Source organism: Burkholderia sp. BCC1047 (assembly GCF_902833155.1).
Classification (GTDB): domain Bacteria; phylum Pseudomonadota; class Gammaproteobacteria; order Burkholderiales; family Burkholderiaceae; genus Burkholderia; species Burkholderia sola.
Map to the genome: position 1 here is coordinate 16774 of NZ_CADFEH010000007.1, position 18502 is coordinate 35275.

Genomic DNA, 18502 nt, shown 5'->3' on the forward strand with positions numbered 1-18502 from the left:
GGGCGGCGCGTAGAAAGCATAAAAAATGGCAGGCCAATGAATAGCCTGCCATTTTTACGTCAGTGCTGCGCGAATGCTCAGGACTGCGGCGGAATCACGAGCTTCTGGCCCGGGTAGATCCGGTCCGGGCTCGACAGCATCGGCTTGTTCGCCTCGAAGATCGCCGGATACTTGTTCGCGTCGCCGTACACTTCCTTGGCGATCGCCGACAGCGTGTCGCCCGGCTTCACGTCGTGGTACCGCACTTCCGGATCGTCTGGCTGCAGATCGTCGTCGTTGACGCCCGCGACACCCTGCACGTTGCCGGCCGCGACCTTGACCTTCGCCTTCGTGTCGAGATCGGCGACGCTGCCCGACAGCGTGACGGTGCGCGACGCGCCATCGAACGCGACGGTCAGGTTCGACGTGTCGAGACCTTGCGAGTTGATGTAATTCTTGATCGCATCGGCCGCGGTCTGGTTCGCGGCATTCGGATCTTCCGCTGCCTGTGCATCGGCGTGACCCAGCAGTTTTTCACCCGCCTCCTTGATAAACGAAAGAAGACCCATCGTTGCACTCCTTAGGTGGTTGAAAAGAAAACGCGCCGTGAAGTGGCGAAAAAAACACCGCGCTGGGTGCGGGCCCGGAAGGGGCGCGCAGGCGCGGCGGTTTTCTCGAAAGGCGTGGCGAAAGTGTAGGCGTTCATCGCGACGAATGCATGAAAAATCGCACGCTCGAACGTAAAGAAATGTAATACGCGAAATCCGACAGGCGGACACCCGACGACGACGTCTGACCGACCAAGGCTTCCCCGGCGCCGCCGGGTGCCGCTGCGGACCCCACCACGCCGCTCTCAGCCCAGAGCGGCGTTTTTCGCCCCGTCCCGCATGCTTTTCAGCGATGCGGGCGGGGCGCCCCACCGTAATGCGCGTGCGTCGCGCATCGATGCGACCGGCCGTAACCGGATCGCGTGTGTTCGTGATACGCGTTTCACCATTGCAGCGAAACGCGCGTTGCTGCATCCGCGTTACGCGGCCGGCGTCTGGCCGATCTCGAAGTTCGACATGATCTCGAGCGCGCGCACGAGCGCCGAGTGATCCCACGCCTTGCCGCCGTGCGACGCGCATACGCTGAACAGCTGCTGCGCGCTCGCGGTGTGCGGCAGCGCGAGGCTGAGCTTGCGTGCGCCGTCGAGCGCGAGGTTCAGGTCCTTCTGGTGCAGCTCGATGCGGAAGCCCGGATCGAACGTGCGCTTGGTCATCCTCGCGCCGTGCACTTCGAGGATGCGCGACGCGGCGAAGCCGCCCATCAGCGCTTGCCGCACGCGCTCCGGATCGGCGCCCGAGCGCGCGGCGAACAGCAGCGCTTCGCCGACCGCTTCGATATTCAGCGCGACGATGATCTGGTTCGCGACCTTGCAGGTCTGACCCGCGCCGTTGTCGCCGACGAGCGTGATGTTCTTGCCCATCTTCTCGAACAGCGGCTTCGCGCGCTCGAACGCCTTTTCCGGCCCGCCGACCATGATCGTCAGCGTCGCTTCGCGTGCGCCGACTTCGCCGCCGGACACCGGCGCGTCGAGGTAGTCGCAGCCGAGCGCATTGATCTGCTTCGCGAATGCCTGCGTGTCGAGCGGCGAGATCGAGCTCATGTCGATCACGAGCTTGCCGGCCGTCAGGCCCTTCGCGACGCCGTCGTCGGCGAACAGCACGTTACGCACGTCGGGCGTGTCCGGTACCATCGCGATGATGATGTCCGCGTGCTGCGCGACTTCGGTCGAGTTCGCGACGACCTTCGCGCTGCCGCGCAGATCGTCCGGGATCGGGAACGCGCCGTTCACGACGAGCTGATGATCGCCTTTGAGCAGGTTGCGCGCCATGTGCGCGCCCATGATGCCGAGGCCGATGAAACCGATGGTTGCCATGAAAGTCTCCTATGGGGCTGAAAACGGGAAGGGCGCGACTCAGGCGGCGCGACGCGCCGAGGCCGGTGCGCAGCCGGCCACGCTTTGCAGCCAGCCGAGCCCTTCCGTCGTGGTGGTGCGGGGCTTGTATTCGCAGCCGACGTAGCCGGCATAGCCGAGCCTGTCGAGCAGCGCGAACAGGAACGCATAGTTGATTTCGCCGGTGCCCGGCTCGTTGCGGCCCGGGTTGTCCGCGAGCTGGACGTGCCCGATCGATGCGAGGTTGCGTTCGATCGTCGCGGCCAGTTCGCCTTCCATGCGTTGCATGTGATAGATGTCGTACTGCAGGAACAGGTTGTCCGAGCCGACCGCGCGGATCACGTCGAGCCCTTCGGACGAGCGGTTCAGCGCGAAGCCCGGAATGTCGAAGCGGTTGCACGGCTCGACGAGCAGGCGGATGCCTTCGCGCTCGAGCGCATCGGCCGCGAAGCGCAGGTTGTCGACGATCGTCACGAACGTCTTGTCGCGCGCGGTGCTCGCCGACGGAATGCCGACCAGGCAGTTCACCTGCGGCACCTTCAGCGCCTTCGCGTAGTCGATCGCGCGGCCGACCCCTTCCTGGAACTCGCCGACGCGATCGGGCAGGCACGCGATGCCGCGCTCGCCCTGATCCCAGTTGCCGGCGGGCAGATTGTGCAGCAGGAGGCGCAGGCGGTGCGACTCGAGCCGCTCGGCGAGTGCCTCTTTCGCGTACGGGTACGGGAACAGGAACTCGACGGCGTCGAAGCCTGCGTCCGCGGCCGCCTTGAAGCGGTCGAGGAACGGCACTTCGTTGAACAGCATGGTCAGGTTTGCAGCAAACTTCGGCATGAGCTAAGCCTCTTCGGTCGGTCGGTCAAAAATGTCGTGCGGTTCAGTCGAGCATCGAGATCGCGGTCGGTGCGTGCTCGGCCTTATCGGCGAGATCCTCGAATTCGTTGATCGCGTCGATTTCGGTGCCCATCGAGATGTTCGTCACGCGTTCGAGGATCACCTCGACGACCACCGGCACGCTGAACTCTTCCGCGAGCGTTTGCGCCTGGCGCAGCGCCGGCTCGATCTCTTCCGGCTTGAACACACGCAGCGCCTTGCAGCCGAGGCCTTCCGCGACGGCCACGTGGTCGACGCCATACCCGTTCAGTTCCGGCGCGTTCACGTTGTCGAACGCGAGCTGCACGCAGTAGTCCATGTCGAACGCGCGCTGCGCCTGGCGGATCAGCCCGAGGTACGAGTTGTTCACGACGACGTGCACGTACGGCAGCTTGAATTGCGCACCGGCGGCGAGCTCCTCGATCATGAACTGGAAGTCGTAGTCGCCGGACAGCGCGACGATCGGGCGGCTCGGGTCGGCCGCACGCACGCCGAGCGCGGCGGGGATCGTCCAGCCGAGCGGGCCGGCCTGGCCGCAGTTGATCCAGTTGCGCGCCTTGAACACGTGCAGGAACTGCGCGGCGGCGATCTGCGACAGGCCGATCGTGCTGACGTAGCAGGTATCGCGGCCGAACACCTTGTTCATCTCTTCGTACACGCGCTGCGGCTTGACCGGCACGTTGTCGAAGTGCGTCTTGCGCTGCAGCGTGCGCTTGCGTGCCTGGCAGTCGGCGACCCACGCGCTGCGATCCTTCAGCTTGCCGGCGGCCTTCCATTCCTGCGCGACCGCGACGAACAGCTCGAGGGCGGCCTTCGCGTCGGACACGATGCCGAGATCCGGGCCGAACACGCGGCCGATCTGCGTCGGCTCGATGTCGACGTGCACGAACTTGCGGCCCTTCGTGTAGACCTCGACGCTGCCCGTGTGGCGGTTCGCCCAGCGGTTGCCGATGCCGAGCACGAAGTCGGACGCGAGCAGCGTCGCGTTGCCGTAGCGGTGCGACGTCTGCAGCCCGACCATGCCGGCCATCAGCGGGTGGTCGTCGGCAATCGCGCCCCACGACATCAGCGTCGGGATCACCGGCACGCCGATTGTTTCCGCGAACTGCACGAGCAGGTCTTCGGCCGCCGCGTTCAGCACGCCGCCGCCCGACACGATCAGCGGCTTGTCCGCGTCGTTGAGCATCGCGAGCGCCTTCTCGATCTGCGCGCGGGTGGCCGCGGGCTTGTAGACCGGCAGCGGTTCGTACGTGTCGATGTCGAATTCGATTTCGGCGAGCTGCACGTCGATCGGCAGGTCGACCAGCACCGGGCCCGGACGGCCCGAGCGCATCAGGTGGAATGCCTGCTGGAACACGCGCGGCACGAGCGCCGGTTCGCGCACGGTGACCGCCCACTTCGTGACCGGCTTCGCGATCGACTCGATGTCGACGGCCTGGAAATCTTCCTTGTAGAGACGCGCGCGCGGCGCCTGGCCGGTGATCGCGAGGATCGGAATCGAGTCGGCGGACGCGGAGTAGAGGCCGGTGATCATGTCGGTGCCGGCGGGGCCCGATGTGCCGATGCACACGCCGATGTTGCCCGGCGCCGCCCGCGTGAAGCCTTCGGCCATGTGCGATGCGCCTTCGACGTGGCGCGCCAGCACGTGGCTGATGCCGCCCGACTTGCGCATGGCCGAGTAGAACGGGTTGATCGCTGCGCCCGGCACGCCGAACGCGGTCTGGATGCCTTCCTTCTCGAGCACGAGTACGGCTGCGTCGACGGCTCTCATCTTGGCCATGAATGTCTCCTTGGATAGTTGGATCTTGCGAATCGGTCTGTTGAGGACACTTTAGGGATGCAGGAAAGGTTTGATAAGATCAGCCGAAGTCGCTTATTTCGAAACTAAAAGTATGGAATGACGGCCGGACGGGGCTTCCCGCCGGTGTCGGAGCCGGCACGGAGACAGCAGATGGATCGTTTCAAGCAGATCGAGACGTTCGTGCGGGTCGCGGACGCGGGCAGCCTCGCGGCGGCCGCGCTCGAGGAGGGCGTGTCGCCGGTGGTGCTCGGGCGGCGGATCGACGCGCTGGAGAAGCGCCTCGGCGTGAAGCTGATGTACCGCTCGACGCGGCGGCTGGTGGTCAGCGAGGAGGGCGCCGCGTTCCTCGAGCGCTGCCGTGGGCTGCTGTCCGAATGGGATCAGGCCGAGAACGAGCTGGCCGCCGGGCGGCGCGCGGTCAGCGGGCACCTGATCGTGTCGGCGCCGGCCGCGTTCGGCCGCAAGCACGTCGCGCCGCACGCGCCGGGTTTTCTCGCCGACAAGCCGGAAATGCAGCTGTCGTTCAACCTGACCGACCGCGTCGTCGATCTCGTGCGCGAGGGCTATGACCTGTCGATCCGGATCGGCGGCGCGGTCGATCCGAACTTCGTCGCGGTGAAGCTCGCGTCGAACCGGCGCGTGGTGTGCGGCACGCCGGAGTATTTCCGCAAGCACGGCCGCCCGAAGTCGCTCGACGACCTGCTCAAGCACAACTGCCTGGCGTTCAACCTGCAGGGCGGGCAGAACCGCGGCTGGTATTTCCAGCGCCACGGCAAGATCGCGACGATGCGCGTGACCGGCAATCTCGACTGCAACGACGGCGAGCTGCTGCATCGCTGGGTGGCCGAAGGGCTCGGGCTCGGCTGGCGCTCGACGTGGGAAATCGCCGCGCAGCTCGAAACGGGCGAACTCGAGACCGTGCTCGACGAGTACGCGCTGCCCGACTACGACATCCTCGCGGTCTACCCGCAGCAGCGCTACGTGCCGGCGCGCGTGCGCTATTTCATCGACTACCTGCGCGAAGCGTATGCGCGCCCCGGTTACTGGAGCACCACGCCGTAACGGGGCGGGCTGCCCGGCCGTCCGCCGATTTTTTACGCTTCATGCGCGCGGCGCGGGAATAAACTCGACGCAGCAGCGGTAAGGTCATCGAGCGCGCACGTTGCCGGTCTGTCCGGGCGCCGTGCGCGGAACGGGCGCGGCGTCGGCCGCCGGGACCAGGGAGGCCATGTGGGGCAAGCCGGACAGGCGGTCGATGAACGGGCGGCGGACGATGCGCTCGCGCGCGGCGAGCGGTTTCGCGCGCTCGTGCTGCCGCATCTCGACGCCGCGTACAACCTCGCGCGCTGGCTGAGCGGCAGCGCCGGCGACGCGGACGACGTCGTGCAGGACGCGTGCATGCGCGCGCTGCGCTTCGTCGACTCGTGTCGCGGCGACAACGCGCGGCCGTGGCTGCTGACGATCGTGCGCCACACCTGGTACACCGAGTGGCGGCGGCGCACGCAGGCGCATGAGGTCGCGCTGCCCGACACGCTCGACGACGCCGACGTGCCCGACGACTGGCAGCCGGCGACGGAGGACCCGCTCGCGCACCTGCTGCGCGGCGAGAACGTGCGGCTCGTGAACGCGGCGCTCGCGAAGCTGCCGCCCGAATACCGCGAGGTGCTCGTGTTGCGCGAGATGGAGGACCTGAGCTACCGCGAGATCGCGGCGATCGCGGACGTGCCGGTCGGCACGGTGATGTCGCGGCTCGCGCGCGGCCGGCGCAAGCTTGCCGCGCTGCTGGGCGAGGCACAGGCGCCGGCGACCGAAGGCCGGCCGGGCCGTGCGCCGGCGGGCGGAACCGCATCGGAGGCGATCGATGGACTGTAACGAAGCGCGAGCGTTGCTGGACGCGGACGTCGACCGCGAGCTGTCGGCGCCCGATGCGTTGCGGGTCCAGCAGCATGTCGAAGGGTGCGACGCGTGCCGCCGCGAACGCGCACGGATCGTCACGCTGGTGCAGGCGGTGCGGCAGGCCGATTATCACCGTGCGCCGGACGCGCTGCGGGCGAGTATCCTCGCGAGCCTGCCGGCCGCGGCCGACGCGCCGGCCCGTGAGCCGTCGCGGGCCGTGCCGCGGCCTGAACGGCAGTCAGCGCCGCCCCGGCGGCCGCGCGGACGCGACTGGTTCGCCTGGCTGACCGGGCGGGGCGGGTCGGCAGGGGCCGGGTCGGCTGGTACAGGCGCCGGGCCGCGCGTGGCCGCGTGGCCAGGCCTCGGCTGGGGCGTCGCGCTGCTGATGGCGGTCGCGGCGGCGGGCGGCATCACATGGTCCGCCCGCCACGCGGACACCGACCGCACGGTCGACGAACTGGTCGCGAGCCACGTGCGGGCCGACCTGTCGGCGCGAGACATCGACGTGATCTCGACCGACCAGCACACGGTCAAGCCGTGGTTCAACGGCCGGCTCGACTACGCGCCGCCGGTCGAGGATCTCGCCACGGACGGTTTCGCGCTGGTCGGCGGCCGGCTCGACTACGTCGGGCGGCGTCGCGTCGCGGTGCTCGTCTACCGCCACCGGCAGCACGTGATCGACGTCTACGTGCAGCCGGCCGGCGAACGGCCGGCTGCCCCGTACGCGACCGTGTCGCAGGGCTATGCGCTGGACCGCTGGAACGCGGCCGGCATGACGTGGTGGGCGGTGACCGACGCCGAGCCGTCGGCGCTCGCGGCGTTCCGGACGGCGCTCGACGCGCGGCTGGCCGGCGCGCACGGCGAATGACCATGCCGTTATGGGGGGGCGCACTCTTGTTCCGACCCCGGCGGCGAAAGGGCGAAGGGCTGTCACGGGCCCGCATACCCGTTCAAGTCTTTGAAAACACGGCCGAATCAGTCGGCGAATCGTCGATTGGCCTTGCATGCGCCCCGTAACCGGGTTAGAATCTTCGGCTTCTCACTTGCCACACCGGTTCAGACGCCCGGGTGGCTTTAATCCACAAGGAGTGTGTATGCGTCATTACGAAATCGTATTCATCGTGCACCCGGATCAAAGCGAGCAAGTGCCCGCGATGATCGAGCGCTACAAGTCCACGATCACGTCGCACGGCGGCCAGATCCACCGCGTCGAAGACTGGGGCCGTCGCCAGCTGGCCTACATGATCGAGAAACTCGCGAAGGCTCACTACGTCTGCATGAACATCGAGTGCGACCAGACGACGCTCGACGAACTCGAACACGCGTTCAAGTTCAACGACGCCGTGCTGCGTCACCTCATCGTCAAGATGAAGAAGGCCGAAACCGGCCCGTCGCCGATGATGAAGGAAGTTCAGCGCGAAGAAGCCAAGAAGGCGGCTGCCGCTCAGCCGGCCGAAGCGCAGGCTTAAGTTCGTCACTTATTAAGCCATCAAGGAGCGCGCCACTCACGTGAACAGGTTGCAATTGACGGCGAGCGTCGTCGAACGCGCACCGGTGCGATATACGCCGGCCGGTGTTCCGATCGCAAGCGCCACGTTGCATCACCGCACGGAAGTCGTCGAAGCAGGCATTCCCCGTCAGGTCGAAATGACGATCGAGGCGGTGGCGGCCGGTGAGGCGAGCGGCAAGCTGGAAAGTCGTGAAATGGGCGTCGAGACGCTGTTCACGGGCTTCCTGGCCAAGAAAAGCCGCAACGCGAGAACCTTGGTGTTTCACATCACTGCATTGCAGGACACAGGAAAGGACTGAAATCATGGCCCGCCCGACTGGTAAGAAATTCGACAAGCGTCGTCAGCAACAAAACCCGCTCTTCAAGCGCAAGAAGTTCTGCCGTTTCACGGCTGCCGGCGTCGAGCAGATCGACTACAAGGACACGGAAACGCTGAAGGACTTCATCGGCGAAAACGGCAAGATCACGCCGGCTCGCCTGACGGGTACGAAGGCGCACTATCAGCGTCAGCTGGATACGGCGATCAAGCGTGCGCGTTTCCTCGCGCTGCTGCCGTACACCGATCAGCACAAGGCGTAATCAGGCGACGCAATAAGGAGAATTCGAATGCAAATCATTCTGTTGGAAAAAGTCGCCAATCTGGGCAACCTCGGCGACATCGTCAAGGTCAAGGACGGTTACGCTCGCAACTTCCTGATCCCGAACCGCAAGGCTCGCCGTGCAACGAAGGAAGCGATCGCCGAATTCGAAGTGCGCCGCGCTGAACTCGAAAAGATCGCCGCTGAAAAGCTGGCGGCATCGCAGGCAGTCGGCGAGAAGCTGAACGGCCAGTCGTTCGAAATCACGCAGAAGTCGGGCGTCGACGGCCGTCTGTTCGGCTCGGTCACGAACGGCGACGTCGCGGAACTGCTGAAGAAGGCAGGCTACGAAGTCGAGAAGCTGCAAGTTCGCATGCCGGAAGGCCCGCTGAAGATGATCGGCGAGCACAACGTGCAAGTCGCGCTGCATACGGACGTCGTCGTCGACGTCACGATCAACGTGATCGGCGACCACGCGTAAGCGTAGACGCAAGCTTGCCGGGCGGCTTCCGCCGTCCGGACAAGGGCAGGCGCCCGGGTAACCGGGGCCTGCCTTTTTTATTGCCTGCTCGCCGGCAAGCGGTGGTAGCGCTGCCGCCATCTATTCGCGATAATCCCAACCCATGAACGCGCCGCAAGATCCCCAAATCGAATCGCTGAAAGTCCCGCCGCATTCGGTGGAAGCCGAGCAGTCGGTGCTCGGCGGCCTGTTGCTCGACAACGCGGCATGGGACCGGATTGCCGACTTCCTGTCGCAGGGCGACTTCTACCGCTACGACCACCGGATCATCTACGAGCACATCGGCCGCCTGATCGCGTCGACGCGCCCGGCCGACGTCGTGACCGTGTACGAAGCGCTGACCACGTCCGGCAAGGCCGACGACGTCGGCGGGCTCGCGTACCTGAACGCCCTCGCGCAGAACACGCCGAGCGCGGCGAACATCCGCCGCTATGCGGAAATCGTGCGCGACCGTGCGGTGCTGCGCCGGCTCGTGTCGGTCGCCGACGAGATCTCGGCCGACGCGTTCAATCCGCAGGGCAAGGAGGTCCGCCAGCTGCTCGACGAGGCCGAATCGAAGGTGTTCTCGATCGCCGAAGAGGGCGCGCGCGGCAACCAGGGCTTCCTCGAGATCGGCCCGCTGCTCACGCAGGTGGTCGAGCGTATCGACACGCTGTACCACACCGCGAACCCGAGCGACGTCACCGGCACGCCGACCGGCTTCGTCGACCTCGACCGGATGACGTCGGGGATGCATGGCGGCGAGTTGATCATCGTGGCGGGGCGCCCGTCGATGGGTAAGGCGCAGCCGCTCGATGCGCGCGTCAGGACGTTGACGGGCTGGAAGCCGATGGGCGAGCTGGCGGTCGGTGATGCGCTCGCTTCGGTCGACGGCGCACCGTCGATCGTGACCGGCATCTACCCGCAGGGCGAACGCCAGGTGTATCGGGTCCGCTTTTCGGATGGGCGTTCGGCCGAATGCTGCGACGAACACCTGTGGTGCGTCCATTTCCGCGAGTGGGAAAAGCCCCGTGTGCTGTCGACCGCGGAGATTCGCACGTTGCTGACGCGCGAACGCTACCGGAACCGGTTGTGGATCGACATGCCGAGCGGCGAGTTTGGTCATCGCGAGGCGCTGCCGGTTGACCCGTGGGTACTCGGCGCGCTGCTGGGCGACGGTGCGCTCGGCGGGACTGCCGTGCGTTTCAGCGTGAAGGCCGAGGAAACGTTGAACCGGATGCGCGAGCGTGTCGACGCGTCGCTCGAACTCGAATACGCAGGCCAGTACGACTGGCGCATCAAGCGCCGGCCGTCGACGGCCACCGTGGCCCGGCCGTCCGCCAACCCGCTCAAGGCTGCACTCGAGCAACTCGGTGTGTGGGGAAGGACGAGTTACGACAAGTTCATCCCGCGTCTCTACCTCGATGCGGACAAGGACACGCGGCTGGATGTGTTGCGCGGGCTGCTCGACACGGATGGCTGGGTCGAATCGTGGGGTACGGTGCGTTATTCGACCGCCAGTGCGCAGTTGGCGAGCGACGTGCGCGAACTGGCGCGTTCGCTCGGCGCGTGGTGCCAGGTTGCCGAAAAGGCGACGAGCTTCACGGTCGACGGCGAACGCAAGGCCGGTGCGACGGCTTATATTTGCACGATCAGTCATCCGGATCCGCAGAGCCTGTTCCTGTTTGAGGGCAAGCGCGAGCGGCTGACGGCCGGCCGGACGTGCCGCAAGCTGCCGGTAATTATGGGTATCGAGCCGTCGCGCCGGACCGCCACGCAGTGCATCTCGGTGTCGCATCCGTCTCGGCTGTACGTGACCGACGATTACGTCGTCACGCACAACACGGCCTTCTCGATGAACATCGGCGAATACGTCGCGGTCGAGTACGGGTTGCCGGTCGCGGTGTTCTCGATGGAAATGCCGGGCACCCAGCTCGTGATGCGTATGCTCGGCTCGATCGGCCGGCTCGACCAGCACCGGATGCGTACCGGCCGCCTGACCGACGAGGACTGGCCGAAGCTGACGCACGCGGTGCAGAAGATGAGCGAGGCGCAGCTCTTCATCGACGAGACGGGCGGCTTGAACCCGATGGAACTGCGCTCGCGCGCGCGGCGCCTCGCGCGTCAGTGCGGCAAGCTCGGCCTGATCATCGTCGACTACCTGCAGCTGATGTCAGGTTCGTCGCAGGGCGAGAACCGCGCGACCGAAATTTCGGAAATCTCGCGCTCGCTGAAGAGTCTCGCGAAGGAGCTCGACGTGCCGGTGATCGCGCTGTCGCAGCTGAACCGCGGCCTCGAACAGCGCCCGAACAAGCGTCCGGTGATGTCGGATTTGCGCGAATCGGGCGCAATCGAACAGGACGCGGACGTGATCCTGTTCATTTATCGCGATGAGGTCTACAATCCGGACAGCCCCGACAAGGGGACGGCCGAAATCATCATCGGCAAGCAGCGTAACGGCCCGATCGGGCCTGTTCGGCTCACGTTCCTGGGGCAATACACGAAGTTCGACAATTTTGCCGGGGCGCAGACCTTCTACGGCGAGTAAAGCCGGTTGTAAACACCTATTTCGCCAATTGTTGTATCCAATCCCGGCGTGCGCATATGCGCACGTCGCGTCGGGACCGAAACCGGTACAATGTCGCCCGTTTTCGTGACAGTAGTTTGACAATCTCTCAGGAATCCCATGTTCGGTCGATTCATGCCCACCGAGGGCAAGTTCTTTGAACTCTTCAACGCGCACGCGAAGCACATCGTTTCCGGTGGCCGCGAACTCGAACTGCTGATCGACAATCTCGCCGACGCCGAGATTCACAAGCAAAACGTGCAAATCGCCGAGAAGGCCGCCGACAAGCTCACGCACGAGGCGATCGATCTGCTGCACAAGACCTTCATCACGCCGCTCGATCGCGACGAGATCCACAAGCTGATCACGACGATGGACGACATCCTCGACCTGATGGAGGACGTCGCGACGGCCGTGTCGCTGTACGACGTGCAGTCCGTCACGTCCGAGGCGAGCCAGCTCGCGCACATCGTCACGCAGTCGGCGCAGCACGTGCAGCAGGCCGTCGGCTTGCTGTCCGACATGAAGCAGTCGGCACAGATCCTCAAGCAATGCGAGGAAATCGACCGCTGGGAGTCGGAGGCCGATCGCGTGCTGCGCGCGGCGATGTCGAAGCTGTTCCGCGAGGAAGACGACGTGAAGACGCTCATCAAGCTGAAGGCGATCTACGAGCTGCTCGAAGAGATCACCGACAAGTGCGAGGACGTCGCGAACATCATCGAAGGCATCGTGCTGGAAAACGCCTGAGCGGACCACGATGCATTCGATACAACTCGCCCTATGGATGGTCGCGACGCTGGTGCTCGTCGCGCTCGTATTCGACTTCATGAACGGCTTTCACGACGCGGCGAACTCGATCGCCACCGTCGTGTCGACGGGGGTGCTGAAGCCCCAGCAGGCCGTGGTGTTCGCGGCCGCGTTCAACGTGATCGCGTATTTCATCTTCCACCTGAAAGTCGCGCAGACCGTCGGTAAAGGCACGATCGATCCCGAGATCGTCGACCATTACGTCGTGTTCGGCGCGCTGGTCGGTGCGATCGGCTGGAACGTGATTACCTGGTATTACGGGATTCCGTCGAGCTCGTCGCACGCGCTGATCGGCGGCCTCGTCGGCGCGGCGCTCGCGAAGTCCGGCTGGGGTGCGCTGAACGTCGACGGTCTGCTCAAGACGATCGCGTTCATCTTCATTTCGCCGCTGCTCGGTTTCATCCTCGGTTCGCTGTTCATGCTCGGCGTGTCGTGGCTGTATTTCCGCACCGCACCCAGCAAGGTCGACCGGCGCTTCCGCCGGCTGCAGCTGCTGTCGGCGGGCCTGTACAGCCTGGGCCACGGCGGCAACGACGCACAGAAGACGATCGGCATCATCTGGATGCTGCTGATCGCGAGCGGCTACGCGTCGGCGACCGCCGATGCGCCGCCGGCGTGGGTGATCGGCGCGTGCTACCTGTCGATGGGCCTCGGCACGCTGTTCGGCGGCTGGCGTATCGTGCGCACGATGGGTCAGAAGATCACGAAGCTCAAGCCGGTCGGCGGCTTCTGCGCGGAAAGCGGTGGCGCGATCACGCTGTTCGTCGCGTCGTTCCTCGGCATTCCGGTGTCGACCACGCACACGATTACCGGCGCGATCGTCGGTGTCGGCGCGACGCAGAAGCTGTCGGCCGTGCGCTGGGGCGTGGCCGGCAACATCGTGTGGGCGTGGGTGCTGACGCTGCCGGCAGCCGCGCTGTTCGCGGCCGGCGGGTGGTGGCTCGGGCATCAGATCTTCTGATCGCCGACACGCCCGGATCGACATGAAAAATGCGCCGCAAGCCGAAAGGCTGCGGCGCATTTCTTTTGGGGTGGCCAAAGCGTGCTGCGGCGTGGCTAGGGCGGCTGCGAATGCCGTCGACGTCACCGTCGCTCGGCAAGAACGAGCGGTCAGTAACTGCCGTTCGCGAATCGCGCGATCGGATCGTCGGCCGTACTCGTGCGCGGACTGACGGGCGCGGATTGCGTCGACGCGCGCCACACCTGCACGGGCGCGGACTCGCTGCTGCGTACGGGTGCCGACGCGGTGGCGGGCGGCGGTTCGGCATCGAACGCGGCGGCCTGGGCGGCCGTCAGCGCGGTCGTCGGAATCTGCGTGCCGACTTCCGTCGGCGCGGCCGGTACGGCATTGGCCGTCATCGCGGTTGCATCGTCATTTACCGACGTGGCCTGCTGCCGGGCCACCTGCATCCGCGGTGGCGGCGGTTCGTACGGATCGGCGGCCCGGGCTGCCGGTGCAACTGCGGCAGCCGTCACGACCGGCGTGCTCGGAACGGCCGGAGCGGGAGCCGGCGCCTGCGTCGCTCTCGCTTGCGACGACGCAGTCGCGGGCTGCCGCGGCGCGGTGGCAGCCGTCACGACCACCGGCGCGGCTGCGACAGCCGGCGAATTGCGCGGCTCGTCGCGCTTGGCCTCGTAGGTCGGCGCATCGAACGGCGTCGGGGCCGAGCGCGGCGGCGCGACGCGGCGAATGCCGTCGAATCGCTTGGCCCAGTACGGGTTCGTCAGATAGTCGAGCCGCACGGTGCCGCCCGTCGACGGCGCATTGACGAAGCGCAGTTTGCCGACATAGATGCCGACGTGCGAATGCGGCCGTCCGGTCGTGTTGAAGAAAATCAGGTCGCCCGGCGCGATCTCGTCAGGTTCGATCGACACGCCGCGACCGCTCATGTCGGCGGTCGTGCGCGGCAGGTTCACGTCGGCCGCGCGCCCGATCACGTAGCGCACGAGCCCGCTGCAGTCGAAGCCGCTCGTCGGCGTGTTGCCGCCCCAGCGATACGGGACGCCGACGAGACTCATCGCCTGGATCGAGATTTCTTCCTGACCGACGCTGTGGTCGACGAATTTCGGGAAATTGGCGGGCGCGGGGAACGCGCGCGGCGTCGTGATCTTCATGCCCGACGCGGAACGCGATGCCGACTGCGGCGGCACGCTGGAGCAGGCCGCAAGCAGGGAGACGACGGCGACGGGAACCCAGATTCGAAGCATGGCAAGGCGGGCGAGCGCGACGCGCTCGCGAATCGTATGACAACAGACAGACCCGATGGTAGACGCTCGGACGGGGCTTAAGCAACCATTCTTGAGAATTTACTTGAAGTTTCGCGCGTAAACTGCATTGTTGCGTGACGAAGCGTTACCTTTGTCTTCGACCCCAAATAAAAACGGCGCTCCGAAAACGGAGCGCCGCGTGGCGTCGAAAGCCGGCCGATCGGCCGGCGGGCGCGTTACAGAATGTCCGACGCGTAGTCGGCGAGCCGCGAGCGTTCGCCGCGCGCGAGGGTCACGTGGCCGCTGTGGCCCCAGCCCTTGAAGCGGTCGACGACGTAGGTCAGGCCCGAGCTACCTTCGGTCAGGTAGGGCGTGTCGATCTGCGCGATGTTGCCGAGGCACACGATCTTCGTGCCGGGGCCCGCGCGCGTGACGAGCGTCTTCATCTGCTTCGGCGTCAGGTTCTGCGCCTCGTCGATGATCAGGTACTTGTCGACGAACGTGCGGCCGCGCATGAAGTTCATGCTCTTCACCTTCAGACGCGAACGAATCAGCTCCTGCGTCGCCGCACGGCCCCATTCGCCGGCCGCGTCGTCGGTCTTCTGCAGCACCTCGAGGTTGTCGTCGAATGCGCCCATCCACGGCTGCATCTTCTCTTCCTCGGTGCCGGGCAGGAAACCGATGTCCTCACCGACGGGCACGGTCGCGCGCGTCACGATGATCTCGTTGTAGCGCTTGTCGTCGAGCACCTGCGCGAGGCCGGCCGCGAGCGCGACGAGCGTCTTGCCGGTGCCGGCCTGGCCGAGCAGCGTGACGAAGTCGATCTCGGGGTTCATCAGCAGGTTCAGCGCGAAATTCTGCTCGCGGTTGCGCGCGGTGATGCCCCACACGTTATTCTTGTGGTGGCTGTAGTCGCGCAGCGTTTGCAACAGCGCCGTCTTGCCGTTCAGCTCGCGGACGATCGCATGGAACGTCGGCTCGCCGTTCTGCGGCTCGAGATAGACGAACTCGTTGACGAGCATCGACGCGACCAGCGGGCCGGTCACGCGGTAATACGTGGTACCCGTCTTCGTGTCCTGCCAGCTCTCCATGCCCTTCGCATGCTTGGTCCAGAAGTCCTGCGGCAGCTCGCGCACGCCGTTGTACAGGAGATCCGAATCCTCGAGCACCTGGTCGTTGAAGTAGTCTTCCGCGGGCAGGCCGAGTGCGTGCGCCTTGATCCGCATGTTGATGTCTTTCGACACCAGCACGACCTGGCGATCGGGCCGGTCGCGCTGCAGCGCGCGCACGACGCCGAGGATCTGGTTGTCGGCCTTGCCTTCGGGCAGGCCTTCGATGGGCGCGATGTCGGCGAGCTTCGTCTGGAAGTACAGGCGGCCGAGCGCGTCGCGGCTGCCGAGGCGCGACAGCGGAATGCCGGCCGAGATCGGGCCGCCGTCGGCGACGAGCGCGTCGAGCGTACGGCTGACCTGGCGCGCATTGCGTGCGACTTCGGACATCCCCTTCTTGTGGTTGTCGAGTTCCTCGAGCGTCATCATCGGCAGATAGACGTCGTGTTCCTCGAAGCGGAAGAGGCTGCTCGGGTCGTGCATCAGCACGTTGGTGTCGAGCACGAACAGCTTCTGCAGTTCGGCTTCGGCGGGCTTGCGGCTGCGCGACTTCGTCGCGGCGCCGGCATCGCGCGCGGGCGCGGCGGCCGGTTTGTCGGCGGCCGGCTTGTCGTTGCGTGCGACGACCGGTGCCGCCGGTTCGGCGGGCGTCTGCAGCGGCTGCAGCAGCGCGGCCGTCTGCCTCGTCTTGCGGCCGCGCGCGGGGGCGCTTGCGGCCTCGGGCGCCGAAGACGCGACGGCGCGCAGCGGCGCGGCCGTGTTCGCGGCTTCGATCATCGGTTGGGCCACGCTGGCCGGACCATAGTCACCGGCTGTGGATGCGTCCCCTTCGGCGGATTTCTTCGCGGCTTTCGCGGGCCGCGCTTTCGCCTTGTATTCGTCGGGCGGCAGCAGGCTGCCGAGCTTGCTGGGGGGAGTAGGCAAAGGCATGGTGTCCCTCGGGAGGAATCGTGTCGCATGGCGTGCGCCGCTGATCGCATCCTGCGTGACGTAGACGCATGCAGTTTGCGCGCGGTGGCGCACAGGAATTTCGTCTAGCCGGTTCGCCTAAGTGTCGATCAGCTCCTCGATGCGGTAAAGGCCGGACCGGGGCGGGCCGGCGCGCGTTCCATAAAAAAAGCCGCTGCCCCGTCGACAGGGACATGCGGCTCGGCTGATGCCGTCGCGATGCGCGTCAGGTGCCGTGAAGCATTGCAACAGGCACCGGCGCAGCTACGAGAAATATGGGGCGAACTGGCATTCATTGCGGCCCAATATAACGCGCCTCAAAGCGCTTGTACAGCCTTTAGCACGTCGTCCACGTGACCCGGTACCTTGATGCCGCGCCATGCCTGTCGGAGCACGCCGTCGGCGTCGATCAGGAACGTCGAGCGCTCGATTCCGCGCACTTCCTTGCCATACATTTTCTTCATCTTGATGACATCGAACAACGCGCACAGCGCTTCGTCGGCATCGGAGATCAGCGGGAACGGCAGTTCGAGCTTGGCCTTGAAATTGTCGTGCGAGCGGAGGCTGTCGCGCGACACGCCGATGACTTCCGCACCGGCTTTCTTGAACTTCGGATAGAGATCGCGGAACTGCAGCCCTTCGGTCGTGCAGCCCGGCGTGTTGTCCTTCGGATAGAAGTACAGCACGAGCTTCTTGCCCTTCAGGCCGGACAGCGAAATGTCGCCGCCCGTGGCCGGTGCGGTGAAATCGGGAACTTGACGGTCAACTTCGACGGACACGTGCTTCTCCTGTTGTTATGGAATGGCGCCGCTGCGGCGGCGCGGTTCGGCGGGGCGTCGCGGCAGCGCGCCGCAAGGGCGGGGCGGCGACGCCGGCTCGCGCGAATTCAGTCGGGCTGGACGACCAGTTCGCCGGAGCGGCCGGGGATTTCGCCCCACGCGACAGGGTACGATGGCAGCGAGTCGCGGTCCAGCGTCGCGTGGTAGTCGCCCATCGTCGCGAACGTATGGCCTTGCGCGCGCCAGCCGGCGAGCAGTTGCTCGAACACCGGCGCGAGCTTCTGGCCTTCCAGCTCCGCATGCAGCGTGAATACCTGGTCGTGCGGATTGGTTTCGGTGAACTTGAGGATGTGCGCGGCGACGTTGTGCGTGTCGATGCCGTCGACGCCGAGCACTTCGTCGAGCGTCGGCAGCGTGGTCGGCATCTGCACGTGCGACAGCGTGCGGCCGCCGACGACGGGCAGGTACGGCGAATGGCCGCGACCGTCGGATGCGTAGCGCATTCCCCATGCGTCGATCTGCTCGAACGCGGCGTCGTTCATCTGCCAGCCGGCCGCGCCGTGCGTGACGGGCGGCGCGCCGAAGATCTCGACGAAGCGCGCGTGACTCTTCTGCATTTCACGGGCGGTCCAGTCGCGATCGCGTGCACGCACGTTGTCCTGCCAGACCACGTGATCCCACGTGTGGATCCCGCATTCGAAGCCGGCCTCGTGAATCGCGCGCATGTCGGCGATCGCGCGACGGCCGATGTCGGGGCCGGGCAGCAGCACGCCGTACATCAGCTGCTTCACGCCGTAGTGTTCGACCACCGACGTGCGCGACACCTTCTTCAGGAAGCCGGGGCGGAACACGCGCCGCAGCGCCCAGCCCGTGTGATCGGGCCCGAGACTGAAGAGGAAGGTCGCGCGCGCGTTGAAGCGGTCGAAGATGCGCGCGAGGTTCGGCACGCCTTCGCGCGTGCCGCGCAGCGTGTCGACGTCGATCTTGAGGACGATGCGAGCCAAGCGAACGTC

General features: G+C 66.0%; 18 protein-coding genes and 1 pseudogene. 11 read left to right on the forward strand and 8 right to left on the reverse strand.

The features are described 5' to 3' along the window. Positions 1–77: 77 nt before the first annotated feature. The 4 genes from lysM to gcl form a co-directional block, all read right to left on the reverse strand. Positions 78–548: a peptidoglycan-binding protein LysM gene (lysM, locus tag HWX55_RS09860; RefSeq protein WP_050013247.1), complete on the reverse strand. Its 471-nt coding sequence runs from the start codon at positions 546–548 to the stop codon at positions 78–80. A gap of 458 nt (positions 549–1006) precedes the next feature. Continuing rightward, on the reverse strand, positions 1007–1900 hold the full coding sequence (locus HWX55_RS09865) for a 2-hydroxy-3-oxopropionate reductase (protein ID WP_175975464.1): 894 nt from the start codon (positions 1898–1900) through the stop codon (positions 1007–1009). A gap of 39 nt (positions 1901–1939) precedes the next feature. After that, entirely contained in the window at positions 1940–2749 is an 810-nt protein-coding gene (gene hyi, locus HWX55_RS09870) for a hydroxypyruvate isomerase (protein ID WP_175975465.1), read from the reverse strand. Positions 2750–2792: 43 nt separating this feature from the next. Beyond that, the gene (gene gcl, locus HWX55_RS09875) at positions 2793–4568 is read right to left on the reverse strand and encodes a glyoxylate carboligase (protein WP_050013244.1); all 1776 of its coding nucleotides are present in this window, start codon (positions 4566–4568) and stop codon (positions 2793–2795) included. 171 nt (positions 4569–4739) lie between these two features. On the opposite strand from gcl, the gene HWX55_RS09880 reads away from it, so the two are divergent. The 10 genes from HWX55_RS09880 (at position 4740) to HWX55_RS09925 (ending at position 13406) form a co-directional block, all read left to right on the forward strand. Continuing rightward, positions 4740–5651: a LysR family transcriptional regulator gene (locus HWX55_RS09880; protein WP_175975466.1), complete on the forward strand. Its 912-nt coding sequence runs from the start codon at positions 4740–4742 to the stop codon at positions 5649–5651. Positions 5652–5819: 168 nt separating this feature from the next. Continuing rightward, complete coding sequence (locus HWX55_RS09885; protein ID WP_175975467.1) at positions 5820–6461, forward strand: RNA polymerase sigma factor; 642 nt, start codon at positions 5820–5822, stop codon at positions 6459–6461. Beyond that, positions 6451–7353, forward strand: a complete 903-nt coding sequence (locus HWX55_RS09890; RefSeq protein ID WP_175975468.1) for a zf-HC2 domain-containing protein — start codon at positions 6451–6453, stop codon at positions 7351–7353. Before HWX55_RS09885 ends, HWX55_RS09890 begins: the two co-directional genes overlap by 11 nt. Before the next feature lie 226 nt (positions 7354–7579). Next, on the forward strand, positions 7580–7954 hold the full coding sequence (gene rpsF, locus HWX55_RS09895) for a 30S ribosomal protein S6 (protein ID WP_006486255.1): 375 nt from the start codon (positions 7580–7582) through the stop codon (positions 7952–7954). A gap of 40 nt (positions 7955–7994) precedes the next feature. Then, positions 7995–8294: a primosomal replication protein N gene (priB, locus tag HWX55_RS09900; protein WP_011549649.1), complete on the forward strand. Its 300-nt coding sequence runs from the start codon at positions 7995–7997 to the stop codon at positions 8292–8294. A gap of 4 nt (positions 8295–8298) precedes the next feature. Continuing rightward, entirely contained in the window at positions 8299–8574 is a 276-nt protein-coding gene (rpsR, locus tag HWX55_RS09905) for a 30S ribosomal protein S18 (protein ID WP_004193360.1), read from the forward strand. Between the two features lie 27 nt (positions 8575–8601). After that, positions 8602–9054 (forward strand): 50S ribosomal protein L9, encoded by a 453-nt coding sequence (gene rplI, locus HWX55_RS09910; protein ID WP_006486256.1) that lies wholly within the window; start codon positions 8602–8604, stop codon positions 9052–9054. 142 nt (positions 9055–9196) lie between these two features. Then, positions 9197–11620, forward strand: coding sequence for a replicative DNA helicase (dnaB, locus tag HWX55_RS09915; protein WP_175975469.1), 2424 nt, complete (start codon positions 9197–9199; stop codon positions 11618–11620). A 138-nt stretch (positions 11621–11758) separates the two neighbouring features. Continuing rightward, on the forward strand, positions 11759–12385 hold the full coding sequence (locus HWX55_RS09920; protein ID WP_006478627.1) for a DUF47 domain-containing protein: 627 nt from the start codon (positions 11759–11761) through the stop codon (positions 12383–12385). A 10-nt stretch (positions 12386–12395) separates the two neighbouring features. Then, a complete protein-coding gene (locus HWX55_RS09925; RefSeq protein ID WP_050013240.1) occupies positions 12396–13406 on the forward strand; it encodes an inorganic phosphate transporter in 1011 nt (336 codons plus the stop codon). 149 nt (positions 13407–13555) lie between these two features. Here the strand turns inward: HWX55_RS09925 and HWX55_RS09930 are convergent, their stop codons facing one another. Both HWX55_RS09930 and HWX55_RS09935 read right to left on the reverse strand, forming a co-directional pair. Next, complete coding sequence (locus tag HWX55_RS09930) at positions 13556–14653, reverse strand: C40 family peptidase (protein ID WP_175975470.1); 1098 nt, start codon at positions 14651–14653, stop codon at positions 13556–13558. Between the two features lie 236 nt (positions 14654–14889). Continuing rightward, complete coding sequence (locus HWX55_RS09935; RefSeq protein ID WP_050013238.1) at positions 14890–16692, reverse strand: PhoH family protein; 1803 nt, start codon at positions 16690–16692, stop codon at positions 14890–14892. On the opposite strand from HWX55_RS09935, the pseudogene HWX55_RS36085 reads away from it, so the two are divergent. Beyond that, a pseudogene (locus HWX55_RS36085) lies at positions 16588–16814 on the forward strand (hypothetical protein); the annotation flags it as partial. The gene HWX55_RS09935 and the pseudogene HWX55_RS36085 sit on opposite strands and share 105 nt — an antisense overlap. Positions 16815–17027: 213 nt before the next feature. Here HWX55_RS36085 and HWX55_RS09940 read toward each other — a convergent pair. Next, entirely contained in the window at positions 17028–17489 is a 462-nt protein-coding gene (locus HWX55_RS09940) for a peroxiredoxin (protein ID WP_050013237.1), read from the reverse strand. Positions 17490–17596: 107 nt separating this feature from the next. Continuing rightward, positions 17597–18493 (reverse strand): polysaccharide deacetylase family protein, encoded by an 897-nt coding sequence (locus HWX55_RS09945; RefSeq protein ID WP_050013236.1) that lies wholly within the window; start codon positions 18491–18493, stop codon positions 17597–17599. Positions 18494–18502 lie beyond the last annotated feature (9 nt).